Below are 26431 nucleotides of genomic sequence, written 5' to 3'. Positions count from 1 at the left end.
AGTGTGGCGACGGGTCCAGAGCGCGGGGGTCCGCATTGAACGACGGCCGATGCCGCGTCGCATGCCGAGCCGAGTGGCACGAACGCACGGGCCGGAGCGCGCTGATCCTAGCCGTCGACGAATGTGACGGTCTCGTCGAGCGGGGCCCGGCCCGTACGCCTGTAGCCCACCGTGGCGTCTTCGAACCCGATCGACATGCCACAGAAGAGGATGAGCTCGTCCGGGGGTGACACGATCTCCGCGACGGTCTTGCGATACACCGACCATGCCATCTGCGGGCAACTGTGCAGGCCTTCGGAGCGGAGGAGCAGCATAACGGTCTGCAGGTACATGCCGACGTCGGACCATTGGGGCCGGCCCATGTCGCGGTCGATGTAGCAGAACAGGGCGGCGGGCGCGCCGAAGCAGTCCCAGTTCGCCGAAGCGGCCCGCTGGCGCGCCACCCAGTCCTCACGCGCAATGCCGAGTGCGCTGTAGCGCTCATGACCGAAGGTGGATCGGCGCTCGTGATACGGGGACTTCAGTGCGGCCGGATACATCTCGTACTCCCGCTCGTCCCAGGGATCACCCGCGGCCACGCGCTCGCCGGCGCGCCTCTTGAGCTCGGCCAGCGGCCGGCCGGTCACGACGTAGATGTGCCACGGCTGGAGGTTTGACCCGGACGGCGCCCAGGCCGCGGCGCAGAGCACGCGCTCCAGCACCGCCCTCGGCACCTCCCGGCTGGTGAATCCGCGAACCGCCCGTCGGCTCGTGACCGCCTCGTAGACGTCCAGGATCATCCACCTCCTTCAGCTGCTCTGTGCGGTCTGCACACCTAAGAGGGGTGCGAGCAGGTCAGGAGAGCCATTCGGTGTAGCGGGTGGGGGCGGGGTGGGCGTTCGTGTCGGTGAGGACGTCGCCCTTGACGACCGCGAACATGCCGGCGGTGGGGTCGGTGACGACGGTGCGGTGGTCGCCCTTGTGGGCCAGGGTGATCCGGCCCAGCTCGTCCAGGGTGAAGACCTCGGGGCCGGCGATGTTGTGGATGCCGTTCACCGGGTCGCCCGTGGCGACCTCCGCCACCGCCCGCGCCACGTCCTTGGAGGCGATCGGCTGGATCGGCGTAGCGGGCAACCGGACAGTGTCGCCGTCGGCGGTCCATGACAGAACGGCGTCCATGAAGTCCATGAACTGCGTGGCGCGGACGATCGAGTAGGGGATCGGGCCGGCCGCGAGGATCTGCTCCTGGAGCGTCTTGGCCCGGTAGTAGTCCAGCTCCGGTACCTGGTCCACGCCGACGATCGAGAGGATGACGAAGTGACCGACACCGCCCTTGTGGGCCGCAGCCAGCAGGTTGTCCATCGACGTCTGGAAGAACGCGAGCGAGGCTTCGTCGAAGGTCGGGGAGTTCGTCACGTTGACGACGACATCGGCGCCCGCCACCGCCTCGTCCGCGCCCCGGCCGCTGATGATGTCGACGCCGGTGGACTGCGAGTGGGGTACCGCCTCGTGACCGGCGGCGTTCAGGTTCTTGACGACCTGCGACCCGATCAGCCCGGTGCCGCCGATGACTGCGATCTTCATGACATGACCTTTCCAGGAGAATACGTGGCATATATGCCACTATCCGTCGGGGTGACATGCGCCTCAATCGACCGAGGAGGGGCGGCCTTGGAGAAGAGACCGTCGACGAAGGTGACCGTCTCGTCGAGCGGGGCCCGCCCGGTGCGGGCGTCACGTGCCGTGGCGTCTTCGAACCCGATCGACATGCCGCAGAAGAGGACGAGCTCGTCCGGGGGTGACAGGACCTCTGCGACGGTCTTGTGAAACTTCGCCCAGGCCATCTGAGTACAGCTGTGCAGCCCTTCGGCGCGCAGCAGCAGCATGACGGTCTGCAGATACATGCCGACGTCGGACCATTGCGGCCGGCCAAGGTCGCGGTCGATATAGCAGAACAGGGCGGCGGGCGCGCCGAAGCAGTCCCAGTTCGCCGAAGCGGCCCGCTGGCGCGCCTCCATGTCCTCGCGAGCGATGCCGAGTACGCCGTAGCGCTGCTCACCGAAGGCGGAGCGGCGCTCGCGGTAAGGGGACTTCAGTGCCGATGGGTACTGCTCGTACTCCGGCTCGTCCCAGGGATCACCTGCGGCAAGGCGCTCGCCGGCGCGCTTCTTGATCTCTGCCAGCGGCACGCCAGTCACGACGTAGGTGTGCCACGGCTGGAGGTTCGACCCGGACGGAGCCCGGGCCGCGGCGGACATCACGCGCTCCAGCGCCTCTCTCGGGACCTCCTGGCCGGTGAAGGCGCGCACCGCCCGTCGGCCGGTGACTGCCTCGTAGACGTCCATGATCGCCCGACTCCTTGCTCGCTCGACGTCCTCGCTTCCGTTACAAGCGAGATAGTATCATTCAATACAATCTCGTGTTTAACTATCGACGAGCGCAACTCCCCAGCTTGTGGCTCCCCCGCCCGGGCACTGCACCTTGGAGAAGGCCCATGGCCACCCTGCTGCACATCGACTCGTCCGTGTTTCCCGGCGAGGCGTCCTCGTCCCGTTCGGTCACGGCCGCCTTCCGCAGGATCTGGGAGGAACAGCTCCCGGAGGGCACGGTGATCTACCGCGACCTCGCCGCCGACCCCATCCCGCACATCACTGCCGACGCCTGGTCCGCCGGATACACCGTCCCCGCCGAGCGCACCCCGGAGCAGTCCACCGCGTTCGCAGCGCGCGTGAAGCTCATCGAGGAACTGGAGCAGGCGGACGCCATACTGATCGGCGCCCCCATGTACAACTTCTCGATCCCGTCGACCCTCAAGGCGTGGCTGGACAGCGTCCTCCTGCTCGGCCGTACCGCCGGCGAAGCCCCCTCCGCCCAGAGAACTCCGGTGGTCGTGGTCGCCAGCCGCGGCGGCTCCTACGCGCCGGGCACCCCACGCAAGGGCTACGAGTTCGTACAGAACTACCTCGAGGCCACCCTCAAGGGCACCCTCGGCCTGGATCTCGACTTCATCGTCCCGGAACTCACCATGGCCCCCCGCAACGTGGCCATGTCCGAACTGGTTCCCCTCTACGAGGCCTCCCGCCACCGCGCCTTCGACCACGCGACCGCCAAGGCCAAGGAACTCGCACAGCGCCTCACGGTATAGACCCCTGGCTGTAGACGCCGTGTGACGTCCTGGGTCGGAGCGTCACACGGTGTCTTCGCCGGCTGCTATAGGTGCGGGGCTGAACAGCACACCGCCAGCCAGATATACCGCGTGACGGCGGTGCGAACTGCGAGCAGCCCGGTCCCCGTCGGCGACGCCTGACCGCCGCCTGTAGCCGGGGCCGGCACATCGCGACGATGCCGGCGGCCCGCAAGGCCGGGTTCGTTGCGCAAGCCGCAGGAGGCGACGTGCGCCCACGCGGCAGGCAACCAGCGCGCGGGCGCGCTTACGCCTCGCCGCCTGCGGGATAGGCAATCCGGGTCAGCAGATCCGTCAGCTTCTCGGGCTCGCCGGGACTCAGGTCGGCAACCAGACGCTCAGCCAGCGGCTCTGCCGCCACATGGGCCGCATCGAAGAGTTCCACGCCCTGAGGCGTGATTTCCACCGCCCGCACCCGCCGGTCCCCCGGAACGTTCTTGCGTACAGCCAGCCCTCTACGCTCCAGATCGTCCACAATCCTCATGATGCCCGCCTTGTCATACCCCGTCGCGGCCGCCAAGTCCCGCTGCACTGTGGGCCCACGGTCGACAAGCACGATCAGCACGGCGAAGTGCCGCAACTCGATGCCGAGCGGCCGAAGCGCCTCCTCCATCACGGCGGCCGCGCGCCAGTGCGCCCGGCGCAGCAGCAAGCCGAGAGCGAAAGGCGAAGCATCCCCGGGGCGGTCGGTCACGCGCGAGGGGGTGGTTCCGGGAGGGATGTCGGCGGCCATGCGGCCAACATTACGCCGTCCACTCATTCGATACGGTATCGCCTGAAACCACATAGGGCTCGTCTGCTGCGCAGACCTGCCCAGTCCCCAGTCCTCCGTTGTCGCGTCAGCCTGAGCTATCAGGCCTACAACGCCATGGAGCGCATTGTGGCTCCCCGCTCAATCGTGAAGAGACAGACCGCGGCGGCAAGGCAGAAACCCACGCGTGCCGATCTCGCAGGTCAGCCTTCGGAGGGACGCGGGGCGCGCAGGTGCGCCCGTTCCTTCAGCTCCTCCTCGTCGACCACCGTGAGCATCGGCTGACCCGGCGCGCACACCATGGTCACCACGAACCTGGTCGGCGCGTCCGACAGGGCGTTGCCATCCTGATGGTGGATCACGTCGCCGCCCGGCTCCCAGAACGTCCCACCGGCCTCGACCACTCGCTCCGGCTCCCTCTCGAGCTCGAACCGGAGCGCGCCCTCCATCACGTAGCCGAACGACGGGCCCGAGTGGCGATGCGGAGGGAGCCCGGGGTGACCGGGAGGCCACTCGACGAGAATGGTCATTCCCGAACCACCTTCGGGAAAGAAGGGGGGGTGACCTCCTGCAGCAACTGGACCTCGGGCGGCAGGGAGACCTCATTGGCGGTCCCGTGCTCCGGGTTCTTCTCCGACATGCGCCACACCTCCGTGAGCCCGTCTCGAGACCACCCTGCCTTCCGTCGGCAACCGCCACAATCCGAGAGCCGGCGGCACCGCCTCCCACGCCCCCCATATCCCGGGCCTGTCGATTTCCGGGTACGCCGGTCGGCCCTGCCTCTTGGCTCCGCGCCTGCCATGCCCAACACTGTGCCGGTGACGCAGGGTGCGGGCGGCGGGCGCTGTCCGCGTTGGATTGCTGGCTGCGGAGGCGGGCCGCGGAGCCCGTGGGATATCGGCCGGAGCTGTCCCGTTCGTGCGGCAGGAGAGCAGGACTACCGCTACGACCATCGCATGCCGATGGCGGAGAGTTGTTCCACCCGTTCCGGGGGCAGCGTGGCGGCTCTGCTGCGTTGGTTCCCGATCCATGCCCCGAGCCAGATCTGCTGCTCCTCCTGGTTCTCGCCGTTGCCCCTCTTCGCGTCCCTGACGACCATCGTCTCGATGTGCTTGCGTGGTACCCGAAGGTGTCCTTCGCGTTCGTAGTACTGCTTGGCGGCGGCGTAGTTCATGGCCCATTTGTCGGCCTGCGTACGGCGCGGCTTCGGTTTCTCGTCCTCGGCCGCGGGCTCGATTCCGAGGATGTGCTCACACATCCATTGCTGGACGGTGGTGAGTTTGTCCCAGCCGAGGCGGACGGAGCGTACCCATCGGCCGAGGTCCTGGCCCTGGTGCACGACGTCGCCCGGCTCCATCGGGAGCTTGCCGTCGGCTTCGAGGTGGAGCCGGGTGAGGTGGAATGCGCGTTGCCCTTCCACGGGCCAGGCGGGGCACCATGAGGGGTCGATGTCGTCCAGCTGCTCGCGCCGTTCCTGCGACAGCGCTCCGCCCGGCAGGCCTTCGGTACGCCGCTGTTCGATCTCGGCTGCCTTGCGGGCGGCGGCTCGCTGGTTCTTGAGCCATGCCGACCTTGTGACCTTGGTAGGTGGCGTCCAGCGGCGCGAGCAGGTGCCCGTTCTGCGCGGCCCACGCGCGCGCGGCGGCGAGTCCTTCCTCCCATGCGACGTCGTAGTGCGACCAGACCATGCCGAGCTGTTCGATGCGGTCGGGGTCCAGACGGCCGCGGGCGTAGAAGCGCCGGTTGTCGGCGATCCACTGCCCGAGGGGGAAGTCGGTGAGCGTGGCCGGCCACCCCTCGGCTTGCACCGCCTGGTCGTCGCCGCCGGGCACGCGGTAGGTGAACGGTACCTTCAGGTCGCCGTGCTCGCGGTTGTAGATGACGGCGGCCTCGATGGCGCGTCGCCAGTGTTCGTGCTCGGGGTTGAGGACTCGCAGGTTGATGAACACCGCGAGCTGGGCGGGGTCGCGGGGCGTTGAGAACTTCAGCAGCTGGCGGGCAGGAGTCGACGGCCCGGCCCTTCCCCCTCGCCTTCTCCCTCCGAGCCCCCGCTGCGGCTCTGAACACCCCTGACACGGCTTGGCGCCTGCTGCTGCGCCAGAGCCTCCACGACCCTGGCGTCGTGCGCCCGGAGGGCTTCCAGTAGCTTGGCCAGCCCGCCGAACGCCCGGCTGGTGAGCATGTTGTCTGCCGTCTCTCCGGGCCCGAGCAGGACCGGCACCACGAGGCTGGCCACCTTCCCTTCGCCGGGCTGCATGCGTAGTGCACGGCCGACGGCTTGGACGAGGTCGGGCATGGAGCCGCGTACGTCGGCCCAGTAGACGCTGTCGCAGTTGCGGGTGTCGACGCCTTCGCCCAGCACTTTCACCGAGCCCAGGAAGGCCTTCTCCACGATCGTGCCGTCGGTGGCGATCCCGTCGGTGAACTCGGTGAGAACCCGCCGCCGGTGGTTGGGCTTGTGCTCCCCACACAGCCAGTTGGCCCAAATCATCTCGGGGTACAGCTCGGGGTCGGTGGCGTGCAGTTGCGCAGCGACATCGGGGAGGCCGGCCGCGAACGCTTCGGCCTCCTTGACGAGGTGGTGGAATACCAACGTGCGCCGGAAGTTCTCCTCGGCCGACGCCTTCACCAGCGCGGTCTGGAGCGCGGCGAGCCTGGCCCCGCGGACCTCGTCCGAGCGGCCTGCGGCGCCCAGGAGTTGGGCGGCCTGGAGTTGGGTGTCGGTGATGTCCACGCAAACGACCTGGGCCTCGTGGACACCGGCCTCCTGGCCGAGGACCGGCGCCCCGGCGCCGAGTTCCTCGCCTGGTCCGCCGTCCACGGGCTCGCCGTCCTCCTCATCGACGGCCCCCTGCGCGGCCTCCACCCCACCCAAGCCCACGACGCGGGCCGGCACGTCATCGACATGATCGAACGCGGCATCTGACGCCAACAGGCGCGGAAGAAACCCCCACCCCCCGACCCGCCAGAGAGTCAGAGGCCGGTAGCACGTTTGCTACCGGCCTCTGACCTTGTACTTCAACGTCGGGGTGCCGGTATTTGAACCCACGGACCTCTTCGTCCCGAAGCAACCTGGGCGGTGGCTCGACCTTGGGCCGGTGTGACTCTCACCTGCTGCGACAGTCCGTAGGTGTACGCGAGTGTCCGCCGCCGTCCGTCGGCGCTGTCACGCAGTGAGACACTGAGCCTTTTCAGCGTGGCCACCGATCGGGTGATGACCTTGGTGCCCGCAACGGACAGGGCTCCCGTGCCGTTGGGTGAGGTGTTCGAAGTCTCAACCTGCCGGTCCAGGAGCCCTGTTGGTTCCCTATCCTGCCGCACTCGACCTGCCTCATGCGCTGGTCGAGTGGGTCACGATGCTTATCGTCACCCGCGAGGGTGACCGCCGCTGCAAGCTCCCGCCGCACCAGCGCGCCCTCGTCGCTCTCGCCTACCTGCGCAAGCACGAGACTCTCGCGCAGATCGCCGCCGGGTTCGGCATATCCGTCGGCACCGCCCACGCCTACACCACCGCCGTCGTGCGGCTCCTCGCCGACCGGGCGCCGGGCCTGCTCAAGACCCTGCGCGAGCACGACCCGGACTACGTACTCCTGGACGGCACCCTCAGCGAGTGCGACCGCCTGGGCGACGGACGCGCCGATTACTCCCACAAGCACCGGCGCCACGGCGTGAACGTGCAGGTCGTCACCGATCCCGTAGGCCAGCTTCTGTGGATCTCGCCGGCCTTGCCGGGCCGTGCTCACGATCTGACCGCCGCACGCACCCACCGCATCATCCGAATCTGCGAACGCCAGGGCGTCCCGATCGTCGCCGACCGCGCCTACATCGGCGCCGGCTCCTGGGCCACCACCGCCATCCGCCGCCCGCCCAACGGCGAACTGTCACCGACCGAGCGGACGCTGAACCGGGCACTCGCCCAGGCCCGCGCTCCCGTCGAACGAGGTGTCGCCCGCCTGAAGTCCTGGCGGATCTTCCGCCGCAGCCGCTGCAGCCCGAACCGCATGACGGACATCGCCGCCGCAGTCCTCACCCTGGAGAGGCAACGTTGAAAAGGCTCACTCACAGCTGAGCCTGTCGGCATACCTGCGACATGTGACTACCGTGGTTCGTACGCCGTGGTCACCGGGATTGCTCCCAGCAACTGATATCCGCACGTCTTCGCTCCTGCCAGCAGGGTCCCCGGGTAGAAGCCCTGCGTGGCGCCCGACGGATAGTCGACGGTCATCTCCAACTTGCGGGTCGTGTTGCCGGGAAGGTTGCCGAGGACAGCATCACCGCCGACCCACTGTGCGGTCGACGCCTTGGTCGCCGGGTGCCAGGTCATGATCAGGTGATGCCATGACCCGCCGTTGAACTTCCACCAGACCGTCGGCGCCGCGCCCTTGTGGTTGCTGGGCGCCGCCATCTGGTAGTCGAAGAACACGCCCGACAGCGGCGCCGACTTGGCGTTGCGCACGGTGGTGTGGGTGACCAGGTTCTGCCCGGCCCTCGTGGAGATCGGTTGGCCGGACCCGTTGCCCGAACCAGTGATCTCGCCGAGGGAACAGGTCGGCTTGACACTGGCGGACGTTGTAGGCGCGGCTTGAGCTGTGCCGGGGAGCATGGCCAGCACGCTCACCCCCGTCGCTGCTGCCGCGACTCCCCACCTGAAGAGCCTCATGAATCCCCTCCTCCTCGCGCCGTGCCGTCACGTGCGCGAGCAGATCCTACGATCATTCGGAGCCTCGCCGGCAACGGCCTTCGCGCAAGTGCGCTCAGCTTGGGAAGCTGCGATCACTGACGGTCGGTTCAAGCTCTGACCTGGGAGAAGGTTCGACCCGTGATCCGTCCGGACTCGGCCGCCCATCATTGCCCGCTGCTCTCAGCTCGTTCTGGTGCGGTAGTTGGGCAGATTTCCACGGACCGGGACGCAATCACCTTCCGCGGCGCCGCGATGTCAGGTGTGCATCGGAACGGGAGACTGCGACCTAGCGTTCTGTTTTCTGGAGCTTGCCCACGGACGCTTTCGCCACCTCTTGGAGCAGGTTGGGGTAATAGGCATCACGTGCGAATACCGTGATGGTGAGCGTTACTGTGCCCACTCGCACCAGGCCAATGGTCGCGCATTCGCTCAGCCTGCTGGAAATCAGACCGACACGGGTAACGGTGGAATCGTCGCCCATCACCGGCAGTTTCAGGGGGGCCAAGTTCATGCGCTGTGTTCCATCTGTGAGATGGGGGCATCTCTTGGCGGAACTGCGAGTTTCCTTGATGACCCGCTGCGCATCGGCCGATGAGGCATGGCCGACCAACGAGACCCTGATGAGCATCGTTCCGGCGGTCGTGTTGGCAGTGAAGGCCCTACCCAGTTCGGAAGAGGGATGGTAGGAGTCAGCGGACGCGTTGGAAGCGTTCAGGAATTCCGTGCAGACCGGCCCTCCGGAGCTCGCTGTGAGCTTTCGGCTCATGATCCCGGTGCTGTCCCGGGCTGTGTCAGCTCGCAGTCCCGGAACATCTGCGGCGGTTATCACGGCAGCTTTGAGCTGGTTCTCCGTCATCGGCGTCTCACTCGCCACCGAAGGCGAAGCGGCACCTGTTGGTGAGCCGGTGAGGTCGGTACTCGACTGCGTCGACCGCCTTGCGGCAGTTGGCGCAGGAGTTTGGTGTGCCTGGGCCGTTCCGCTGCCACTGCTGCACGCCGACGCCGGGATAATGCACAACGAGAGAACCGCTGCGCACGCAACGCGCCGGGCCTTGAGATTCACAGTCCCACCCCTGGGTCATCAGTTCGATCAGCGCAGGCAGTGTAACGGTCCTGACCTCTCAGTCCAGGGGCACAAGATGCTGGCCTGCGCCGACGCACCTCATGCCGCCGGAGCTTGTTGCCCCTGACAGGTCATGAGGCGGCACCGTGGGCCGGATCGCCGTCCCACCTGAGCCGGTCATCCGGAGGCCGCTCACGAGGCGTACCTGCTCCACCACCACTTAGACGTCGTTTCTTATGGCTATCGGCAGGCAGTAGGCGGATGTGACCGGAGCGATGTCAGAGTCTGCGGTTAGGGTTCGCGTCCATGGGCATCCACTGCGAGTACGTCCGTCTCTCCCCTGCTGAGCTGCAGCGGTCGTTGAGCGATCCGTCCTGGGCGCAGGAACACATCGACGAGCTGGGTGATGCCTGGGCCGAAGAGGACCCGCTTCCACCCGAGAAGGCGCCCTACTTCAGCATCGAGAAGTCGTGGCACAAGCTGCACTACCTCATTGCCGCCCACGGTGGCATGCCGGTCGATGTCATCCACGGAGGGGCTGAGCTTCCGTTGGAGGACGACATGGACTTCGGCCCCGCCAGGTATTTGAGCCCCGAGGACGTCGCCCGGGCCAGCGGCTGCCTCGCCACCACACCGTTTGACGAGTTGGCCCGACACTACGACTTGGCGGCCATGCGCAGCGCCGAGATCTACCCCCTGCCGGAATCCGAAACCGAGGTCCCCTCGGACCTGGACACCCTGCAGCACCGCTACGAGGAGCTGACCCGGTTCTTGTCCGCTGCCGCCACCGCAGGCGATGGCGTAGTCCTCATGCTGGTCTGACGCGGCTCCCAGCCTGTCTGCTCGGATCATCTGTCCAGACGGCGTTGGCAGATGAGGGCTGCGGCTATGCCGACGAAGGCGAGGAAGTGCTCGGCCTTGCGTTCGTAGCGGCGGTGCAGGCGGCGGCATCCGGCCAGCCAGGAAACCGTCCTCTCGACCACCCAGCGGTGGCGGCCCAGCCGTGTGGAGGACTCGATGCCCTTGCGCGCGATGCGGTGACGGATGCCTCGCTTGCGGAGCCATCGGCGCAGGTGGTCGTAGTCGTATCCCTTGTCGCCATGGAGCTTGGCCGGTCGCCGGCGGCGCGGGCCGCGCCGGGAGCGGATGGGCGGTATCCCACGCACGAGCGGTTCCAGGCCGAGGCTGTCGTGCATGTTGGCGCCGGAGATGCCCAGTGACAGGGGCAGACCGTTCCGGTCGGTGATCAGGTGGATTTTCGATCCGCTCTTGCCGCGGTCGGTCGGATTCGGTCCGGTCAGTGGCCCCCTTTTGCCGCCCGGACACTGACAGAGTCGATCGCGCACCGCGACCAGTCCAGTTCACCGCGGGCGCCGAGTTCGTCGAGGACGACCCGGTGGAGACGAGCCCACACCCTGGCCCGGCTCCACTGGGCGAAGCGCCGGTAGACCGTGGGCCAGGCCGGACCGAACACGGGCGGCAGTTGACGCCAAGTGCAGCCCGAGGTGGCTACAAAGATGATCGCCGCCAGAGTCTCTCGGTCACCTGCCCGCCGTCGACCCCCGCCCTGCGGACGCTTCACCTCAGTCGGTGGGACCACCCGCCGGAACAGGACCCACAACTCATCCGGCACCAACCGCTCAACCAGATCCGTCATGCACGGTTCAACGAGCGACCACACCAAAAGAAACGACCTCTTATGTGACGTCGTCATCAATCGGCTGCATGCAGGAGATCTCCGACCCAGATCATCGAGGGTGGGAAGTTCTTGGGCAGGGTCCTCCACTTGCAGCCGGTGTCGACGACGTAGCGGATCGCGTCGACGATCTCGCGCCGGGCTTCTCGGGACGTCCCCGGTGGGCATCTCGCAGGCTGGCAGCGGCAGCAGGGCCTCGATCAGGGCCCACTCGTCGTCGAAGGTGTCGGCCGGATAGCAGCGGGACCTGCTCATGTCGGCGTACACGCGAACGTACCCAGCCGCGTACGGGTGAACGTGCTCAGCGTTCGGGTACGCCTGATCGTGGGCAACGCCGTTACAGAGCCCAGATGTGGAGGGCGTGGTCGAGGTTGGACACGGTGTACCAGGTGCCGTCTCCGAGAGCCTTGGGCAGGCCGGGCACCTCGAAGGGATAGGTGATCTGGTCGATCAGCTGCATGTGGACCGCGTCGACGAGCCAGTGCCGGCCTGTGCTGAACTCCTCGTCGCTCTCGACGGTCCCGACGACGAGGGTCTTTTCGTCGACGAAGCCGCCCTCGTAGCCGAAAAACGCCTGCGCCTCGTCATCTGTGGTCTCCTCCTCGAACGCAGGATACGGGGGAAGCACGTCCGCGTTGAGTTCGGCCACCACGGAGCCGTCGGCGACCAGATGAACGGCGAGAACGTCCTGGTCATGGGTCACTGTGAGCAGACGATCTCCGCTCGGGCTCACTCCCAGCAGGACACGGTCCTCGTCGCCGAAGCTGTGGACAATGAGGGCGTGACCGTCCCACTTCCCCCAGCGCAGGGGTGATCCGTCCTGGCCTTCTCCGATGGTCAGACCCATCTGGCCGGGGTCCGGATGCGGAACGTGGAGGGAGCCCGCCGCGGCCGTGCGAGTCTGCGTGCGGGCCAGCACCGTGCCGTCAGCGGCGTCGATGACCAGCCACTCTTCCCCGCGGTCGTGGTCCGAGGCGTCGTGCTCCAGAGGACCGTGGACATGGGCCCACACAGTATTCCCGTCCAAGGAGAAGCCGGCCGAGCCACGGTTGGCATAGCGGTGGTCTCTGTCGTCCGCGTACTCGGAGAAGTCTGTGTGCCCCACGCAGCCTGCCCAGCAGCGGTGCCGCAGTTCCCACCGTGGGCTTCCCGACTGGTCAACGGCTCGCAGTGCATGCGGTCCGGTGAAGACAACCAGGTCAGCGGCAGGCGACACTGCGCTCGTGCCGAACCGGCGAGGCCAGGGCGCCGGAAAGGAGACGGTCGAGGCCGTGGTCGGCGGCTGGACTTCCTGGACGATCAGCTCTGTGTCCCCTCGCTGTACGAGGAGCCGCGATGTGAGCCGGGGCTCCAGATGAGGCGCTGCGTCGGCCCCGGAGAATGGGAGAGGGGCCGCGAGCGTAGTCACAAGGCGAGCAAGGCGGGGCACAGGCGCTCCGAAAGGACTGGGGGACTCTTGCCGGGACCCTACGACAGGCCGCTGACCCCATGCGCATTCAACCCTCTCCGCAGCACTGACCAGGATGCACGGGGCCGGATATGCGGAAAGTGGGTACGTTCTCCGTACCCGCCTGGGCACAGAAGGACGTACCCCGACATGCCCGACGTCGCCGTGGTGGGGGAGTGGGACGGGCGGTCGGGAAGCCGGTGCCGGCGATCTGGGCAGTGTTTCCAGGACGGTCACGGGCTGGGAGCAGCGCTTCGTCAGCTCTGGTCGGCCAGCGCAGCATTGGACAGCTGCGGGTTGCGTTCTCTTACTGGTCTGCGGCTGGGGAGTCGGAGCGGTTCACGGCGGACAGTGCCGCCTGAAGTGCGGCTTGGGTCTCGGCGTCGATGCGGCGGACTAGGTCGGCGGCCGGTAGATCGCGCACCAGGGGATAGGACTGTCCTGCCCAGAGGTTGACGAGGTCCGCTTCACCGCGGGCGCGGCCCGCCTGACGCAGGGGGGCTGTCAGGTGGTGCACCTCTGGATAGGCAGCGGGGGCGTGCGCGGTGTGCTGGTCGAGGAACTGGTTGCGGATGCCGCGTGCGGCACGACCGGTGAAGGCGCGGGTCACGGCTGTGGGGGCGGACCGGTGCGGGGCTTCGCGGTGTACGGGGGCCGTGCCGGCCTCGGGGCAGCACAGGAAGGCGGTACCCAGTGCCGCTGCCCTGGCACCTGCGGCGAGGACAGCGGCGACTGCGGCGCCGGTGGCGATGCCGCCGGTGGCGACGAGAGGCAGGTGAGTGCGCGCCGCCAGCAGTTGCAGAAGGCTGAGCAGGCCGATGCTGGCGTCGTCGTCGGATCCGCCTCGGTGTCCGCCTGCCTCGCTGCCCTGTGCCACGAGCACGTCGGCGCCTGCTGTGGTGGCTTCGGTGGCTTCTTGGGGAGAGCCGACCGTCACCCAGACCTCGCTGCCCACGCCTTGCAGGCGGGTCACGGTTTCCGCGTCGGGGCAGCCGAAGGTGAAGGACACCACTGGGACGGGCTCGTGGAGCAGGAGGGTGAGTTTGGCTGTCCAGTCGTCGTCCTCGAACACCGGATCGCCGAGCTCGATGCCTGCGTGACGGGCGGTGTCGGCGAGGGATGCGGCATATCGGGCCACGTCGTCTTGCCGGGCTGGTTCCCCGGGCACGAAGAGGTTGACACCGAAGGGTTCGCTGGTGAGCCGGCGCGTCACGGTCAGCTGCTCAGCCAGGGAGGCGGCCGTCAGATATGGCATCCCCGGGGTGGGCCGGTCCGACATCGCCTGGTGGCAGCCGCGTCGCGCGGCCCCGGGTCGGCTCTTCGTCGCGGTGTTTGCCGGGACACTGGGCGTGGTCTTCGCGGTGGCGATGGGACTCTGCACCGGCAGTTCGATCAGTGTGGCGGTCAGCGCCGCACTAGGTCTGTTCTTCGGGGCCACCGCGGGCGGAGCGGCCGCCGCGGACGCTCGTTCCAGCGCGACGGTACGTCCCCCGCTGGGTCGCCTGCGGTGGCCGGCCGCTCTCACGGCCGGCGGGATCGCCCTCACGGCGACCGGGGTGGGGGTCGGGTTCGCGACGGCGGGCCTCACTGGGGTGCTGGTGGGCTGCGCGGCGGTGAGCGCGGTGGCGACGGTCGCCGTCTGGTACGCCTGGGAGTCTGGGGCCGTCGCCGGGGTTCCAGCCGATCTGACCACCGCTGCCACACCGCGGGCGTTCCTGGTCCGCGATCGCCGGGTCTTCTGGGCGATGTCCGCGACGATGGGACTCGGTTGGCTGCTCTCCTTCGGGCTCGCCGGCCTGGCGGTCGGTTCCACCGCCGTCCTGGGTGTCGGGCTGTTCTTCGCCGTGCTGTTCGCGGGCGCGGGATTCAGCGAGAGCGCCTGGGGGATGTACGCCGTCACCAAGGGCTGGTTGTGTCTCGCCGGGCGGCTGCCCTGGCGCTTCGTGGGTTTCCTGGTGGACGCACACGAGCACAGGGGGGTGCTGAGGCGAGTGGGAGGCGTCTACCAGTTCCGCCACGCCCAGTTGCAGAAACATCTCGCCACCCACCGCTGAGCGCTGGTCGACCGGGCTTCAGAGGGCGTAAGTGACGTGCTGCCTTTTCGCGCTTGCAGCTGGGGCTGTCGGGATGGTGGCCTCTCCGGGTGCCTACGGCCGTGGCTGGGTGAACACTCCCTGCGCCGGCTCGATCAGGACCCCGTGTTCGACCAGCCGCTTGAGCTTCAGCCGGACGTTGTTGACGTTGCTGGGCGCGATCTCCAGATCCATCGCCTCGCAGACCGCCCGTGCCCGCAGCGGAACGTCGGCCGCAGCGAACACCGCCATGATCTGCCGGTAGGCCGGATGGTCCGGCAGCTTCGCGGCCGGCGGCGTCGGCGGGGCCGGATCAGGCAGCGCCAGCAGATCGGGGGCTGGTCGCCATGGTCAGCACCGTAACCGGCTGTCCTTGGTCTTGCGCGAGCCTTTCGCCGTACGTGCCGCTCATCCTGCAGGGCAACGGCCACACTGACACCGTCCCGGCGGGCCGGACCATCCCGTCCACCTTGGAGTTCATCGACGGCCTGAAGGTCATCATCCGAGAACTCCGCGGTCTGTAGTGCCAACGGCGGCGCATTTGAGCCCGGCCGTTGAGGCTTCGCAGTTCCTGGTGGGGCAGTCGGGTCCATGCTCAGGATGTTGATGTGCGTCGTTGAGCATGGCATGAGGGCCCCTCGTGGCGATCAGCCTGTGACTGCAGTCAGCACCGAACGCCATGGCGTATCAGGCCGCCCTTCACCGCACCACCAAGGTCGCGGCCCGCACCTGTGTGCACGCGGTGCACGGGCACGGGGCGGCTGCACCGCTGGGAGAACGGTGCAGCCGGGCGGGCGGTCCCGAAGGATCCGCACACTCCGCGGGATGCGCAGGCGCCGCCGGGAAATCGGGCCCGTCGCACCGCCCGCCCGGGCGGTCATCCTGCGGCCCATCGGATGGCCGGCCGGCTGCGGCACGCCAGCCGGGCACCACCAGTTCCCCGAACAGCTCATAGAGACTCACCTGGGCAGGTCACGCACCACGACGGACACCACCGCGAGGATCACGGTGGCCACCGCGATGGCGACTATCACCGCCCGTCCGTTCCACGACGCCAGCCGGTCCGTCGCGCGTCCATGCGCGCCGGCATCGTTGTGACTGTCCGACCAGTACGGGAGTCAGTACACCTCCAGCGAGGCCGTACAGGGCTGCGCGTCAGCGTTGTGAGCATCCATGCACTGACAACGAACGGTCCGGCTCGTAGGCTGCGCCATGACCGAGATCCACACCCCGACGCCGCGCGACGCCTTCGCTCGGCCATGTCTCGTGCGGCGCGGCCGGCGCCGCCTCGGAGAACGGTATGACACCGGCCGGGTACGTCCGGGACGTCGTGGAGCGGGTGACCCCCATCGTGCTGGCCGCGCGAGCCACCGGAGAGGTCGAACCTGATCAGATCCTCGCCGAGCACATAAGGCACACCGCCGGCTCTGCTCCGCTCCTACCGGCTGCGTTTGGGAATGGAGGCGTGTAGGGAAATTAGGGTCGACGACCGGGGTGCGCCCCGACTCGGATTTCCACTTCCGGTCGTGCGGGGCAGGACCAGTAAGGATGACCTGGATCGGATGAAAGGCGCATCGGGTGCTGGTGCCCTTCCGTACAGGGCGGCCAGACGATGGCATGACCTTCCTCGTCGCGCACTTCCTCAAGGACCAGGTCCTGTACTTGGTCGGCGAGCACCCAGATACACCCGTCCAGATCCTGTGCGGGATCCACTGCCAGATGCCCGATTCTCCGGCCGGCCACGGACAGGTCTGCTCGGAGCAGTCCATCGGTCAAGCCGCTGCTGTCCTCTTTGAGTCGGGCAGACAGTCCGGACGCAACGAGATCGCGCAGCACTGCCTGGAAGGGCTCGTCAATCCCCTGGTCCATGCTTCCCCTTAGTTGACGCCGGGCCGGTAGGTGCAGTTCACCCACGCGTACCCGCCGGAGGTGGGCCTGGCGATGCTGTGCCAGAACCACAGGAAGGACACCGACGAACCATTGTGCATCTGGTGTTTGAGGCTGCTGCGGACGATCGAGAACGGGTTGCCCAGATTTCCGTGGAACCAGTAGTTCCACGGCTCGTTGTGCGGCTGGTAGCTGTTTGCCTGGTAGTTGTCTGCGAAGCTCTGATTGCTGAAGTTGACGGCTCCCAGCGAGGCGTTGGCCGGTGCGAGACGGACACTCCAGGGGATGCTGGCATTGCTCTCTTGGAGCGTCACCGTGGCCGAGGTGTCGTTGAACGTGCCCGTGCAGTTTCTCGTCGTGGCGGCCGGTGCGACCGCGTCCGGAACCACTGCGGCGGACACGCTGGCGCCGCTCCTGCCATCACCATCCGCTTCGAGCGCGGCGAGCAGGCGCTGCCCTTCCGGACTGTCGAATGAACCGCCGCCGTTGTCGCCGTGCTGCGCGGTCAGATCCGCCAGGACACCCTGCAGAGTTTGCTGAGGTGCGTCGTCGCCCGGCGCAGCCGATGCGTTGCCAGCTGTCGCTCCGAAGAGCGTGGTCGTGGCGAGGATGACAGTGCCGAGGGCCAAGGCAGACTGTGGACGCTTCTTCATGTCTTTCCCCACATAGCTGTTGCCGACACGCCGTTGGTCACGCGACGCGTGTTGATCATGCCGGACGCTCGAACGACTGTACGTGAGAAGTAGCCATCTTTAGCGCCGTCTTGATGGCTGGTGTTGCATCGCTGGCACGCCAGCCAGCGCCCGCTTACCTCGGCGCGGGCCAGATGCTCGCTTCTCACGGTCCGGTTCGATGCCGACAAGGGCCCTCAGCAGCGCGGCCCCCCTGGTCTCCAGGTCGGCCTGACGGCGCAACAGTTTGACCTGGACAGGTGAGGGGTTCAGCTGATTGATCCCGGCGGTCAGGAACGCGGCCCGGCCGGGGACCGTCTTGGACTGCGGCGAAGCGCTCCCCGAACCATGAAGGAACCCATCAAGTGGCTCTCTCCTCCCGCATCCGTCGCCGGTCGGCCGCGTTTGCGCTCGTCGCCGCTGTGACCCTGCTTGGCTTCGCGAGCTGGTACGTGTTCTCGGGCCGAGGCACAGGGCTGCTGCCGCAGAGCAGCTGGGGGCCGTGGCGGGAGAAGTCGCAAGTGAACCACTGGGGAGTGCAGGTGCGGGTCAATTCGTGGAGCAACGCCGCTGAGGCGCACGTGCACATGGGTAAAGCCGAGGACTTCACCATGGAGGCGTACGGCACGAGAGCCAGTGCCACGACGGACATGGACGGAACCCGGTTCACCCTGACGCCCGACGGCAAGATCACCGGACAGTGGCCACAGGAGCACGGCACGAGGTGACGCACGCACCCGCCCGCTCGTAGCCCAGCAACCCATCCATCACTTGGACGGTGCGCTCGCGGCGACGGCGAGGCGGCCGGGCTGGTCGCACTGATCGTGGACGACTCCATTCCACAGCCGGTGCTGGCCGAGATCGCCGAGGAGATCGGCGTCACCTCGTCCCGCGCGGTCAACCTGGTGGGCTGACCACCCAGTTCGCCGTATCCGTCGTGGCCCGCCGCCTCACCAAGGCGGCGGGCCACGGACTGTGCGCCTGCAGTGTCGGGCGGACAACCAACTGTCCGGTCCGGTCGCCAAGCGCAGCGTCACCGCGGGCCCCGGCACCGGCTAGCCCGGCGTGTCCTGTGGCCTGCTGGTCCTCACCGCGCTCGGTGTGTACGTCGTCCGTAGACGCCGCCACGGCCACCGCCCGACGTCCGCCGACCGCCGCACCGGACCGTGACCGGCAGCCCCGGGCACGTCGGCCGCGTCCCGGCTTCGGACCTGGAGCCGGGGGAGTGGGAGATACCCCGAGTCCCGTTGCAGTACGAGCGGGCCGTCCTCGCCGACGCGCTGGTGGTGCGCTTCGCGCGGGCGGTGATCCTGCTGCGGCTCTCTGCCTGACGTCTCGTCTGGGAGGGGAAATCCCGGTCGGCCGGTACCTGGCCGGTCGTCTGCTATTCAACCTCTGCCGGCTTTGGCCCAGCTCTCATCTGCGGGGCGCTGGTTCAGCCGAGGAAGTTGATGCGGTCGATGAGCCCTGCGCGCACGTGATAGGCGACCAGGACACGAAGGGGAACGTCGCCCAGTCCGTGGGCGATCTCGTGGTCCACCACCCACTCGCCCTCGGTGAGCCCGCCGACGATCTCCGCCTTTCACCGGCCTTCGGCGAACTGGGCTGCATACCGTTCCCGCAGAGCGTCGGGGCCCCGCAGGTAGGTCCCATCACGCAGACGCACGCGCACGTCGTCGGCGTAGGTGGCGACGAAGGCTTCCATGTCGTGATCGTTGTACGCGGCGAGTTGCCGTTCCACTGTCTCCTCAGCGTCCGTCATGAGATGTGATCATGCGGGGTGCCGCGTACCGCCGTCCAGGCCCACCGGCGTACTCGGTGATCCCTTCCGGCGGCTCACGGGGGCCCCTTGTCGCCCACGGCCGGCGGCGGTGGCTCGCCGAAGCGGACGGAGATTTTCTCGAAGCCCTTGAAGGACTCCGTGGTCGCATAGGTGCGGTAGGCGCGCAGGTCGCCGGTGGCGAGGTGGACGTGGTCGGTGAAGGGCGTGGCCAGGCTGCGCGGCCACAGCCGAAGGCGGCGCACGGCGATGATCTCGGCGGCGGTGAGGTACACGATGGCGGCGAGGTAGATCCAGGCGAGCAGGCCGAGCACGATGCCGAACATTCCGTAGGTCGCCGTGGCGCCCCGCAGCACGTGGCCGACGTAGTACGTGCCGCCCCACTGCAGTGCCTGCCAGGCACACGCGGCTCCCAGGGCCGGCCCGTACATGCTGCGCGCAGGCAGTTCGCGCCGGGTCATGAGTCGGTAACTCAGCAGCAGGAGGGTGGCGTTGAGGCCGACACCCGCGACACCGGCGGCAGTCCGGATGCCGACTGCCAGGCGGGTTCCGAAGAGGAGGGCGGCGCCTTCCGCGGTGGACAGGGCCGTCGTCAGGCACAGGCCGGCGGCGAGCAGGAGCAGGAAGTACAGGCTCTTGGCCCGTGACCGCAGCGGGTCGGGGCGGGTGTGCCGCGGCACGGCGAAGATCTTGTTCAGGGCGTGCTGGACCGCCTGGGCGATACCGAGGGCGCCGTAGACGCTGCCGCTGATGCCGACCGCGATGGCCGCGCCGCTGCCGTGGAAGGAGTGGATGTTCTGGCCGAGCTGGTCGCCGATCACGGGGAAGTCGCTGAGTGCTGAGTGCAGCATCGAGTGCTGGAGCTGAGGATTGCCGTGCAGGGCGCCGCTGAGGATCGCCACCAGGAACAGCAGCAGCGGGAAGAGGGAGACGAAGCCGTAGTACGCCAGCAGTGCGGCGAGGTATGTGGCCTGGTCGTCGAAGAACTTGTACACCACCGCGATCGGCATACCCGCCCACCGGTGCCGCCGCTGGTATCGGTCCAGCCGGGCCAGCACGTCCATGTGCCCTCCCACACCCTTCGGTGCGGGCCCGCACCTCGGCCCACTCCTGAGCATTCCGGTGCCCCCAGCAGAGTGGTTCCACACCGGCCCTCATGATCAGTCCGTCCGCGCACCCTGTTTGCGCCTGCCACAGGCCTTGGCCATGAACCGCTCGCCTACGAACCCGGCTGCCCCTCTCTTCGCCGGCCCGGCCCGTCGCCCTCGTGCGGCCGCCACGTCGGGGTAGGGGCACCAGGTGACGTGCCTGGAGTCCGGGCACCGCGATCGGGAGGTGGCACAAGGTGCCTGCTGTACGCCTGGGCTGGCTCGGAGCGCTGGCCCTGGGTGTCGGCGGTGTCCGGGTGGTCGGGGTCCGTGACGACATTCGCCGTGAACCGGATTTGCTGCGGGCGATGCCCGGCGCCGCCGTGGTGGGGGACTCCCGTGCCCATTCGCGCAGTGCGGACAGCAGTACGTACCCGACCTCGTCCAGCGCGAAGGAGTCCGCGCACGGCTCGCTGTCTCCGTCCACGGCGGTGACGGGCCAGACGATGTCCTCGGCCAGCCGGAGCAGGACGAAAGCCAGCTCCGTATCCGCGCGCCCGGCGACGTGTGCGGCGACTGGTACGACCTGGTCGATCTGCCTGAAGGCCGCTTTGCCGCCGCCGTCGGCGACATCACCGGCCACGGCCTTGAGGCCGCCGCCTTCATGGGCATGCTCCGCAGTGCCCTGTCCGCCGCCATCCGCGCCCTGGAACGCCCTGCTCAGGCGTTGGAAGTCGTCGGCCTGTACGCCCGCTCCGTCCACGGCGCCCTGAACACCACCGCCGTCAAAACCCTCATCGACCCCACCAGCCACCTGATCATCTACAGCAGCGCAGGCCACCCGCCCCTGATCCTGCTCCACCCCGACGGCACCTGTGACCTGCTCGACCAGGCCACCGACCCACCCCTGGCCGCACGCATGCAGCACGTCCCCCGACCCGAGGCCGGCCAGACCTACACCCCCGGCGACACCCTCGTCCTCTACACCGACGGGCTCATCGAACGCCGGGATGAAGACATCGACACCGGACTCGGCCGCCTCACCGCCGCCCTGGCCCGCTCCCGCGCCCTCGCGCCCGAGGCCATGGCCGACGCCCTGCTCGCCCACCTCGGCGTGGCCGGCGGCGCCCGCGACGACATCGCTCTGATCATCATCCGGCTCTGAACCCGACCGCCCGCTCAGCGACCGCCCGGTGGCGGCGGCTGTGGACGTTCGCGCAGCAAGAACACCGCCTCGGTGTCCGCCCCTCCGCAGAAACGCTCCAGCAGCAGCCGTATCCGGGCATCGGCGCCTTCACCGACAGCCGACACGATCGCAGCAGACCGGCGGTGCCGGACGGGCGCCAGCTGGCGCTCACAGGGCGGTTGCCCGGTGAGCCGGTCTTGTGTGGACGATCAACCGGCTCAAGAACTCCCGGGCCGTCGTCACCCGCTACGACAAGAGGGCCTACGTCTTCCCTACGGCACCGTGACCACCGCCGCCATCCGTTTATGGCTCCGGCGTGATCACTCGGCCGGAACATGCCCTTATCAGCGGTGAGCATGATGAAGACGACCATCCCGCCACGACGTACTTCAGTTCACCTCGGTGGGTCCTCGCCCGTGAGCCCGTCGACGGATTCACGAATGAGGTCGGCGTGACCGACGTGGCGGGCGTACTCCTCGATGAGGTCCAGGAGGATGCGGCGGAGGTTAAGGCGTTCGCCGCTACGGGTGGTGTAGGCGCCGAGTTGGTCCAGCCCGCCCGTACTGAGCGCCTCGTCGACGATGGCACGTGAACGGGCGACCGATTCCTGCCAGAGAACGCGCAGCTGCTCGGGGGTGTCCTCGGCGGCGGAGCGGTAGTCCCAGCCGGGATTGCTGTCCCAGTCGACGGTGTCCCAGGGAGCACCATCGGGGGAGCCGAGCCACAACCGGGCGAAGTGACTGTCTTCTACGTGCGCCAGGTGCTTGAGGAGGCCGCCCAAAGTGATGGCGGACGTGCCGAGCGTGGCGCGAAGACCGGCGGCGTCCAGGCCGGAGCACTTCCAGGCAAGGGTAGCCCGCTGACGCTCGACGGCGCCGAGGATCGCTGCGACCTCGGTGCCGGCGAGGGGAGGTTCCGGCCAAGCTTCGGTCTGGCTCTCGGTCATGGCCGCAGACCTTAGCGAACGGAGCTGGCAGCGCAGCCAACGGGTGAACCGCAACGAACCGCTCACTCGAAGCCACAAGATCCGCCGGATAGGTCGTAGCCCCCGCCCGGAGTCCGGAAGCCTGTAGGTCCGCCAGTCCGCGACTCTGTGAACCGATGTCATCCCCCTCCCAGGCCGCTGCTTCCCACTTTAGGTACGAGCCCCGGGAGACACGGCGAACGGCTCAGAGTTCGGGGCTCCACAGCGGCTCCCCGGGCCTGGGCCCGACGAGTTCGTCGAGGAACGCGTCCTGCCGGCCGAGGGCGCGGTTCAGCAGGGCGACCATGCCCATGTCGTAACGGCGCCAGTTCGCCTTGTCCCACACCACGACCGGCCAGGCGTCCGGATCCGCGTCCTCTGTCAGCCAGAAGCACTGTTTCCCTCCGTCGCCGTCGCCCCAGGCAAGGAGACCCCCGGCCTCGGGGTAGAAGAAGTACGGGAACGCCTCCGGGTACTTCTCTCGAAGGCCGCGCAGCAGGGTGCCGATCTCGGCAGCGGCGTCCAGGACGGGTCTCAGGGCGGCGATCCCGGCGCCGTACGGGGGCAGTGGGATCAGCGGCGTGAGTCGGCTGCCCACCGTTCCGGGCCCGTATGCGTCAACGAACGCCCGGTAGTCGGCGGGCAGGTCGATGCCGAACAAGGTCCGGGTGTTGCCCCATGGCAGGACTGGCCCCGCCGTCCTGGGCACTGCTCCGGTGATCCGCGCGAACGCGGCAATGTCATCCCGCATCACTGGTACACCATCTGTCAGGGCCTGAGGTTCTTCCCGCTCTTGACATTCTGGACTGTGCCACCGTGGGGTAGCGGGAGCGAGTGCTGGTTTCCGTCGGAGTCCCATGCGGTGGCTCTGAAGATGAACTCGTACGGGATCTCTGCCGCGCTGTCGTTGTACCTGCAGGCCACCGTCAGCAGCGCGGTTCCTCCCTTGTTGAGGTAAGCGTTTACTGCATTGGCGATGTCCGTCATCTCACCGACGTTCACTGGCGTCCTCCAACACGGCGCGATGTTGCGTTGCACACCGCGGCCGTTAAACATCCTGGGGATCAGGTGACAGCGGTCGACCAGTCTCCCGCGCGCCCGGGGGAACAGCGCAGCCGCGCGTTTCTGGGCCTCCTCCAAGCCGGCGATGTTGTTAGTGGAAGGTGCTGTCCCGTCGCCGCCGACCGGAAGCTTCAAGCACGCAGTGGCCGCCGTGGCCCGGTTGTGTGGCCCGAGAGGGGCGTAGTTGATCCAGCCCGGCCCGTTGCGCTCGACAGTACCGGGCGGAAAGGTCTGCGTCAGGCAGGTCGGCTTGCTGTCCGGCCCGCTACTGCTCGATGGGTCCGGCGATGCCGAGGTCCCGCCGGAACCGCAACTCGCGCCGACCTGGCGCGGGGATGTCCACTGATGGGTGCCGGCGGCGTTGACGATGACGAGGCGATCGATGCGGGGGCCACCGCTGTTCGGCTCGCAGAGGCTGTCCCGCAGTTGCTGGAACTGCTGGCCCGTGGAAAGGGAGTGCTCCAGGTCCTGCGTGGTGGCCAGGTCCAGTAGCGGGCCCACGAACGGTTCGAGGTCGAGCCGTAGCACCCGTTCGTAACCGGACCGCACCTTCTGGCCGTTGGCCGAGCCGGAGTCCAGGGGTGCGCCATTGAGTTGCGCGGCGCCGAGGCGTGCCTGCGTCCCGAGTTCTGCCGGGCTCCGTACCGTTTCCGCCTTGACGGCACGTTGGACCTGCTGACCCTGCTCGGTGGTGGTGTAGAGGTAGTCCGCCGGGGGTGTCGTACCACCGGCCGTGGACGGCGTGGTCCAGGTGACGTGCGCGTGAGGGTCGGTCTGGAGCAGCAGCGCGATCTGCTGGAGCACGCGCTGGTTGTCGACCTTGTCGGTGGTGGGGAGGATCTCGCGCAGGTCCTGCGGGTTGCCCAGTCGGCCGGAGTCGACGATCTCCCCCAGGTCGGGCAGCTCTCCTTGGTCGTTGGCCTTTTCGATCGCGTCGGTCGCCTTGCTGCCCGCCTCGGTGTCGCTGGTCGGCCGGTCCTTGGTCATCGCGTCGAGCAGCCCTGCCACGGTGGGCTGCAAAGGGGTGCTGAATGAGAGGTCGCTCGGTCGCAGGTTGCGGGCGTGAAGTCGGCTGCCCACCTTGGGGTCGGGGCCGTACTCGGCGGTCGAGTACACCCAGGCGTAGTCGGTGTGGTTCACGGTCCGTCCGGTGCCCCACGCGATGTTGGGGCGGGTGCCGCTGACCGTCTTGGACCGCTTGGGCTGCAGTGTGCCCAGCGGGTGGGGCTGGTCGGGCACCCTCGGCAGGGACAGAAAGAGCGTGGCCGCGCCCGCCTGGTCGCCGCTGTTGGTGACCGTGTAGGAGTACGAGCACGGGTCGGTCGTGCACAGGTAAGCGTCGTTGCTGGTGATGGTGAAGGCCGGCCCCATGGTCTTGGAGACCGCCTCGGCCGACGTGGCGGGCGGGACGGCGGTCGCCACAGCCGAGGCAGTGGCGGTCCGGGCTACAGCGGCCTGCTTGGTGGTGGCCGGCTTCGGCTCCAGCACGAGGTAGCTGCTGAAGTCACTGTCATCGGCCGGCACGGCGTTCGTACGGTAGTCCGCCGGTTCCGCGGCCTGCCCGGTGCGCTGGGCGGAGTGCCAGACGGCGGACTTGACGGGGCCGTCGTGGCCGGGATCCCCGCCGATGGCAAGGACCGGGTAGGGAGAATCCGCGGCGAGGACGACCGTCCAGCCCTGCGAGGTGTACGCGACCGCCTTACGGCCCTGGAACGTCGCGCCGTCCTGTCGCACCGCCTCGGGGTCGGAGGTGACCTTCCGGACCAGCGCGGCGAGTGAGGCCGGCGTCAGCGAGCCGACGTTCACCCCGAAGCTGTCGAGCATGTAGTAACCGGAGCGCTTCTGCGGCGCGACCCAGTGACCGGTGCTGGTCAGGTCGTGGCCGAACTGGGGATTCTGCTTCGCCCAGAAGGCCGAGTCGCCCTTCAGGTAGAGCTGGTCGCCGGACCATGCGAGGGTGGACTTCCCGGTCACCGGTTCGCTGAGGGTTCCCGACGCCTGCCCTGCGCTGTTGACCGTCAGGTTCGCCCGGGTCATGGGCGCGTGCTCGGTCAGTGCGTAGACCATCGACAGGTCCACCGCCGGCAGGGCGCTCAGTGCCTGCGCCGCCGACGCGCCCTGCCGGGCCGGTGACACGCGGGGCGCCGATGCCTCGTGCTTGGCGTCCCCGGGACCGCCCGACCCGTTCGACGTGCTCGGCCACAGCACGTACAGCAGGCTCGCCAGTACGGCCAGGGCGACGCCCGCGGCCGTGAGGGACCGGGCACGCGTGTGCCGGAACCACCGGGCGACCGCTCGCGGTGAACCGGTCGGCGTTCCTGCCGCGTGGGGCCGGGCCGGCAGCGAAGGTCCCGCGGGTGGCTGCGGCGGCCGGGGCGGGGGAGGCGCCGTGGGCGGCGGGGAAGCAGGGGGCGGGGGAGGCGCCGTCGGCGGCTGGGAAGCACGGGGCGGCGGCGGAAGGGGCGGGGCACCGGAGGGGGCGGGGCGGCCCAGTGGAGGCGGGGTGGCTCGGGGGGTGTGCTGCCACGTGGGGCGGGGCCGGCCGGCGGACCCGTGGGGCGGCTGCGGGTCCTGCCAGGTGGGGCGAGGTCGGTCGGCCGGCCCGTGGGGCGGTTGCGAAGAGGACAACTCGAGCTCCTGGGACGGGTTTCAGTGGTGGCACGAAGCGGCGAGGAACACGAGAAGGACCGCGATGGCGATGATCGCGAGGCAGCTTCCTCCGCCCTCGGGGTTTTTGCGGTTGGTCTCGATCTGCCCGCCGGGAACGAGCCCGGGGTGGTGGACCCGGTAGTGCTCGAGCTGTTCCTTCTCGCCCTGGGACTCGGTTCCCCAGGACGACTTGAAGCTGCATTCGCCGCACCAGTAGCGGTACGCCATGGCGACTCCTGAACGATGTGTGACAAATAGGGCGCGATGAGGT

28 protein-coding genes and 5 pseudogenes are annotated in these 26431 nt (G+C 68.3%); 11 read left to right on the top strand and 22 right to left on the bottom strand.

Annotated elements, in window-relative coordinates; translation table 11 throughout:
- Window positions 1–107: 107 nt before the first annotated feature.
- The 3 genes from FB563_RS30905 to FB563_RS30895 form a co-directional block, all read right to left on the bottom strand.
- Complete coding sequence (locus tag FB563_RS30905) at window positions 108–773, bottom strand: nitroreductase (protein WP_142219166.1); 666 nt, start codon at window positions 771–773, stop codon at window positions 108–110.
- Window positions 774–834: 61 nt separating this feature from the next.
- A complete protein-coding gene (locus FB563_RS30900) occupies window positions 835–1563 on the bottom strand; it encodes an SDR family oxidoreductase (protein WP_142219103.1) in 729 nt (242 codons plus the stop codon).
- Window positions 1560–2324: a nitroreductase gene (locus FB563_RS30895; protein WP_142219102.1), complete on the bottom strand. Its 765-nt coding sequence runs from the start codon at window positions 2322–2324 to the stop codon at window positions 1560–1562. Before FB563_RS30895 ends, FB563_RS30900 begins: the two co-directional genes overlap by 4 nt.
- 149 nt (window positions 2325–2473) lie before the next feature.
- On the opposite strand from FB563_RS30895, the gene FB563_RS30890 reads away from it, so the two are divergent.
- The gene (locus tag FB563_RS30890) at window positions 2474–3124 is read left to right on the top strand and encodes an FMN-dependent NADH-azoreductase (protein ID WP_142219101.1); all 651 of its coding nucleotides are present in this window, start codon (window positions 2474–2476) and stop codon (window positions 3122–3124) included.
- Between the two features lie 286 nt (window positions 3125–3410).
- On the opposite strand, the gene FB563_RS30885 is transcribed toward FB563_RS30890, so the two are convergent.
- From FB563_RS30885 to FB563_RS45560, 5 genes and pseudogenes are all read right to left on the bottom strand, one after another.
- Complete coding sequence (locus FB563_RS30885; RefSeq protein ID WP_142219100.1) at window positions 3411–3896, bottom strand: MarR family winged helix-turn-helix transcriptional regulator; 486 nt, start codon at window positions 3894–3896, stop codon at window positions 3411–3413.
- 221 nt (window positions 3897–4117) lie between these two features.
- Window positions 4118–4554: pseudogene (locus tag FB563_RS30880) on the bottom strand (cupin domain-containing protein).
- Window positions 4555–4857: 303 nt separating this feature from the next.
- Entirely contained in the window at window positions 4858–5334 is a 477-nt protein-coding gene (locus FB563_RS45570) for a helicase associated domain-containing protein (protein WP_425281745.1), read from the bottom strand.
- Between the two features lie 331 nt (window positions 5335–5665).
- A pseudogene (locus tag FB563_RS45565) lies at window positions 5666–5863 on the bottom strand (helicase associated domain-containing protein); the annotation flags it as partial.
- Between the two features lie 35 nt (window positions 5864–5898).
- The gene (locus FB563_RS45560; protein ID WP_425281744.1) at window positions 5899–6648 is read right to left on the bottom strand and encodes a helicase-related protein; all 750 of its coding nucleotides are present in this window, start codon (window positions 6646–6648) and stop codon (window positions 5899–5901) included.
- A gap of 18 nt (window positions 6649–6666) precedes the next feature.
- Here FB563_RS45560 and FB563_RS30870 point away from each other — a divergent pair, with 18 nt between their 5' ends.
- Both FB563_RS30870 and FB563_RS30865 read left to right on the top strand, forming a co-directional pair.
- Window positions 6667–6840, top strand: a complete 174-nt coding sequence (locus FB563_RS30870) for a WHG domain-containing protein (RefSeq protein ID WP_142219099.1) — start codon at window positions 6667–6669, stop codon at window positions 6838–6840.
- Window positions 6841–7213: 373 nt separating this feature from the next.
- Window positions 7214–7963: a transposase family protein gene (locus tag FB563_RS30865; protein ID WP_142218408.1), complete on the top strand. Its 750-nt coding sequence runs from the start codon at window positions 7214–7216 to the stop codon at window positions 7961–7963.
- Window positions 7964–8010: 47 nt separating this feature from the next.
- On the opposite strand, the gene FB563_RS30860 is transcribed toward FB563_RS30865, so the two are convergent.
- Together FB563_RS30860 and FB563_RS30855 are read right to left on the bottom strand one after the other, a co-directional pair.
- A complete protein-coding gene (locus tag FB563_RS30860; RefSeq protein ID WP_142219098.1) occupies window positions 8011–8574 on the bottom strand; it encodes a hypothetical protein in 564 nt (187 codons plus the stop codon).
- Between the two features lie 307 nt (window positions 8575–8881).
- Entirely contained in the window at window positions 8882–9451 is a 570-nt protein-coding gene (locus FB563_RS30855; RefSeq protein WP_142219097.1) for a hypothetical protein, read from the bottom strand.
- 513 nt (window positions 9452–9964) lie between these two features.
- On the opposite strand from FB563_RS30855, the gene FB563_RS30850 reads away from it, so the two are divergent.
- The gene (locus FB563_RS30850) at window positions 9965–10480 is read left to right on the top strand and encodes a YfbM family protein (protein WP_055710354.1); all 516 of its coding nucleotides are present in this window, start codon (window positions 9965–9967) and stop codon (window positions 10478–10480) included.
- 26 nt (window positions 10481–10506) lie between these two features.
- Here FB563_RS30850 and FB563_RS30845 read toward each other — a convergent pair.
- From FB563_RS30845 to FB563_RS30830, 4 genes and pseudogenes are all read right to left on the bottom strand, one after another.
- Window positions 10507–11315 (bottom strand): IS5 family transposase gene (locus tag FB563_RS30845; protein WP_411573236.1). Its coding sequence is split into 2 segments (ribosomal slippage): window positions 10507–10958 and window positions 10958–11315, totalling 810 coding nucleotides; the frame shifts between segments, so codons are not numbered across the junction.
- 98 nt (window positions 11316–11413) lie between these two features.
- A pseudogene (locus FB563_RS44265) lies at window positions 11414–11609 on the bottom strand (transposase); the annotation flags it as partial.
- An 82-nt stretch (window positions 11610–11691) separates the two neighbouring features.
- Window positions 11692–12459, bottom strand: a complete 768-nt coding sequence (locus FB563_RS30835; protein ID WP_234358053.1) for a hypothetical protein — start codon at window positions 12457–12459, stop codon at window positions 11692–11694.
- A gap of 649 nt (window positions 12460–13108) precedes the next feature.
- Window positions 13109–14239, bottom strand: coding sequence for a nitronate monooxygenase (locus tag FB563_RS30830; RefSeq protein ID WP_199833013.1), 1131 nt, complete (start codon window positions 14237–14239; stop codon window positions 13109–13111).
- Between the two features lie 118 nt (window positions 14240–14357).
- Here FB563_RS30830 and FB563_RS30825 point away from each other — a divergent pair, with 118 nt between their 5' ends.
- Window positions 14358–14855, top strand: a complete 498-nt coding sequence (locus FB563_RS30825) for a hypothetical protein (protein WP_055709890.1) — start codon at window positions 14358–14360, stop codon at window positions 14853–14855.
- A gap of 93 nt (window positions 14856–14948) precedes the next feature.
- On the opposite strand, the gene FB563_RS43155 is transcribed toward FB563_RS30825, so the two are convergent.
- On the bottom strand, window positions 14949–15125 hold the full coding sequence (locus FB563_RS43155) for a hypothetical protein (protein WP_167528537.1): 177 nt from the start codon (window positions 15123–15125) through the stop codon (window positions 14949–14951).
- Window positions 15126–15274: 149 nt separating this feature from the next.
- Here FB563_RS43155 and FB563_RS44985 point away from each other — a divergent pair, with 149 nt between their 5' ends.
- The 3 genes and pseudogenes from FB563_RS44985 to FB563_RS30815 all read left to right on the top strand — a co-directional run bounded on the left by FB563_RS44985 (window position 15275) and on the right by FB563_RS30815 (window position 16754).
- Entirely contained in the window at window positions 15275–15397 is a 123-nt protein-coding gene (locus FB563_RS44985; protein WP_267888671.1) for a hypothetical protein, read from the top strand.
- A gap of 728 nt (window positions 15398–16125) precedes the next feature.
- Window positions 16126–16293, top strand: a pseudogene (locus tag FB563_RS44980) (carbonic anhydrase); the annotation flags it as partial.
- Window positions 16294–16490: 197 nt separating this feature from the next.
- Window positions 16491–16754 carry a hypothetical protein gene (locus tag FB563_RS30815; protein WP_142219096.1) on the top strand — a complete coding sequence of 88 codons (264 nt, stop codon included), beginning with the start codon at window positions 16491–16493 and terminating at the stop codon, window positions 16752–16754.
- Here the strand turns inward: FB563_RS30815 and FB563_RS30810 are convergent.
- Window positions 16751–17413, bottom strand: coding sequence for a hypothetical protein (locus FB563_RS30810; protein WP_142219095.1), 663 nt, complete (start codon window positions 17411–17413; stop codon window positions 16751–16753). The genes FB563_RS30815 and FB563_RS30810 overlap by 4 nt on opposite strands.
- A gap of 383 nt (window positions 17414–17796) precedes the next feature.
- Here FB563_RS30810 and FB563_RS30805 point away from each other — a divergent pair, with 383 nt between their 5' ends.
- Together FB563_RS30805 and FB563_RS43150 are read left to right on the top strand one after the other, a co-directional pair.
- Window positions 17797–18159: a hypothetical protein gene (locus FB563_RS30805; protein WP_055709894.1), complete on the top strand. Its 363-nt coding sequence runs from the start codon at window positions 17797–17799 to the stop codon at window positions 18157–18159.
- Window positions 18160–18597: 438 nt separating this feature from the next.
- Complete coding sequence (locus FB563_RS43150; RefSeq protein WP_159045616.1) at window positions 18598–18762, top strand: hypothetical protein; 165 nt, start codon at window positions 18598–18600, stop codon at window positions 18760–18762.
- 251 nt (window positions 18763–19013) lie between these two features.
- Here the strand turns inward: FB563_RS43150 and FB563_RS43575 are convergent, their stop codons facing one another.
- Window positions 19014–19193 (bottom strand): nuclear transport factor 2 family protein, encoded by a 180-nt coding sequence (locus tag FB563_RS43575; protein WP_055709895.1) that lies wholly within the window; start codon window positions 19191–19193, stop codon window positions 19014–19016.
- A 74-nt stretch (window positions 19194–19267) separates the two neighbouring features.
- Window positions 19268–20275 (bottom strand): YihY/virulence factor BrkB family protein, encoded by a 1008-nt coding sequence (locus tag FB563_RS30795; protein ID WP_055709896.1) that lies wholly within the window; start codon window positions 20273–20275, stop codon window positions 19268–19270.
- Window positions 20276–20861: 586 nt separating this feature from the next.
- On the opposite strand from FB563_RS30795, the pseudogene FB563_RS30790 reads away from it, so the two are divergent.
- Window positions 20862–21464, top strand: a pseudogene (locus tag FB563_RS30790) (PP2C family protein-serine/threonine phosphatase); the annotation flags it as partial.
- A 415-nt stretch (window positions 21465–21879) separates the two neighbouring features.
- Here FB563_RS30790 and FB563_RS30785 read toward each other — a convergent pair.
- The 4 genes from FB563_RS30785 to FB563_RS30775 all read right to left on the bottom strand — a co-directional run bounded on the left by FB563_RS30785 (window position 21880) and on the right by FB563_RS30775 (window position 26388).
- Entirely contained in the window at window positions 21880–22431 is a 552-nt protein-coding gene (locus FB563_RS30785; protein WP_055704973.1) for a DinB family protein, read from the bottom strand.
- Window positions 22432–22654: 223 nt separating this feature from the next.
- Entirely contained in the window at window positions 22655–23200 is a 546-nt protein-coding gene (locus FB563_RS30780; RefSeq protein ID WP_142219094.1) for a hypothetical protein, read from the bottom strand.
- 17 nt (window positions 23201–23217) lie between these two features.
- Window positions 23218–25719 (bottom strand): DNA/RNA non-specific endonuclease, encoded by a 2502-nt coding sequence (locus FB563_RS43145; RefSeq protein WP_167528536.1) that lies wholly within the window; start codon window positions 25717–25719, stop codon window positions 23218–23220.
- Window positions 25720–26160: 441 nt separating this feature from the next.
- A complete protein-coding gene (locus FB563_RS30775) occupies window positions 26161–26388 on the bottom strand; it encodes a hypothetical protein (protein ID WP_055708632.1) in 228 nt (75 codons plus the stop codon).
- Window positions 26389–26431 lie beyond the last annotated feature (43 nt).

It is taken from the genome of Streptomyces puniciscabiei (genome assembly GCF_006715785.1).
Taxonomy (GTDB): Bacteria; Actinomycetota; Actinomycetes; order Streptomycetales; family Streptomycetaceae; genus Streptomyces; species Streptomyces puniciscabiei.
This window is presented reverse-complemented; position numbering and strand designations above follow the sequence as displayed.

Excerpts from the sequence above, each read along its gene's own strand:
- FB563_RS30780 (WP_142219094.1), bottom strand. The coding sequence starts at position 23,200 with ATGCGGGATGACATTGCCGCGTTCGCGCGGATCACCGGAGCAGTGCCC.
- FB563_RS30895 (WP_142219102.1), bottom strand. The coding sequence starts at position 2,324 with ATGGACGTCTACGAGGCAGTCACCGGCCGACGGGCGGTGCGCGCCTTC.
- FB563_RS30860 (WP_142219098.1), bottom strand. The coding sequence starts at position 8,574 with ATGAGGCTCTTCAGGTGGGGAGTCGCGGCAGCAGCGACGGGGGTGAGC.
- FB563_RS30855 (WP_142219097.1), bottom strand. The coding sequence starts at position 9,451 with ATGACGGAGAACCAGCTCAAAGCTGCCGTGATAACCGCCGCAGATGTT.
- FB563_RS30890 (WP_142219101.1), top strand. The coding sequence starts at position 2,474 with ATGGCCACCCTGCTGCACATCGACTCGTCCGTGTTTCCCGGCGAGGCG.
- FB563_RS30810 (WP_142219095.1), bottom strand. The coding sequence starts at position 17,413 with ATGAAGAAGCGTCCACAGTCTGCCTTGGCCCTCGGCACTGTCATCCTC.
- FB563_RS43575 (WP_055709895.1), bottom strand. The coding sequence starts at position 19,193 with ATGACGGACGCTGAGGAGACAGTGGAACGGCAACTCGCCGCGTACAAC.
- FB563_RS30795 (WP_055709896.1), bottom strand. The coding sequence starts at position 20,275 with ATGGACGTGCTGGCCCGGCTGGACCGATACCAGCGGCGGCACCGGTGG.
- FB563_RS43155 (WP_167528537.1), bottom strand. The coding sequence starts at position 15,125 with ATGGCGGTGTTCGCTGCGGCCGACGTTCCGCTGCGGGCACGGGCGGTC.
- FB563_RS30850 (WP_055710354.1), top strand. The coding sequence starts at position 9,965 with ATGGGCATCCACTGCGAGTACGTCCGTCTCTCCCCTGCTGAGCTGCAG.
- FB563_RS30815 (WP_142219096.1), top strand. The coding sequence starts at position 16,491 with ATGACCTTCCTCGTCGCGCACTTCCTCAAGGACCAGGTCCTGTACTTG.
- FB563_RS30885 (WP_142219100.1), bottom strand. The coding sequence starts at position 3,896 with ATGGCCGCCGACATCCCTCCCGGAACCACCCCCTCGCGCGTGACCGAC.
- FB563_RS30785 (WP_055704973.1), bottom strand. The coding sequence starts at position 22,431 with ATGACCGAGAGCCAGACCGAAGCTTGGCCGGAACCTCCCCTCGCCGGC.
- FB563_RS30900 (WP_142219103.1), bottom strand. The coding sequence starts at position 1,563 with ATGAAGATCGCAGTCATCGGCGGCACCGGGCTGATCGGGTCGCAGGTC.
- FB563_RS30775 (WP_055708632.1), bottom strand. The coding sequence starts at position 26,388 with ATGGCGTACCGCTACTGGTGCGGCGAATGCAGCTTCAAGTCGTCCTGG.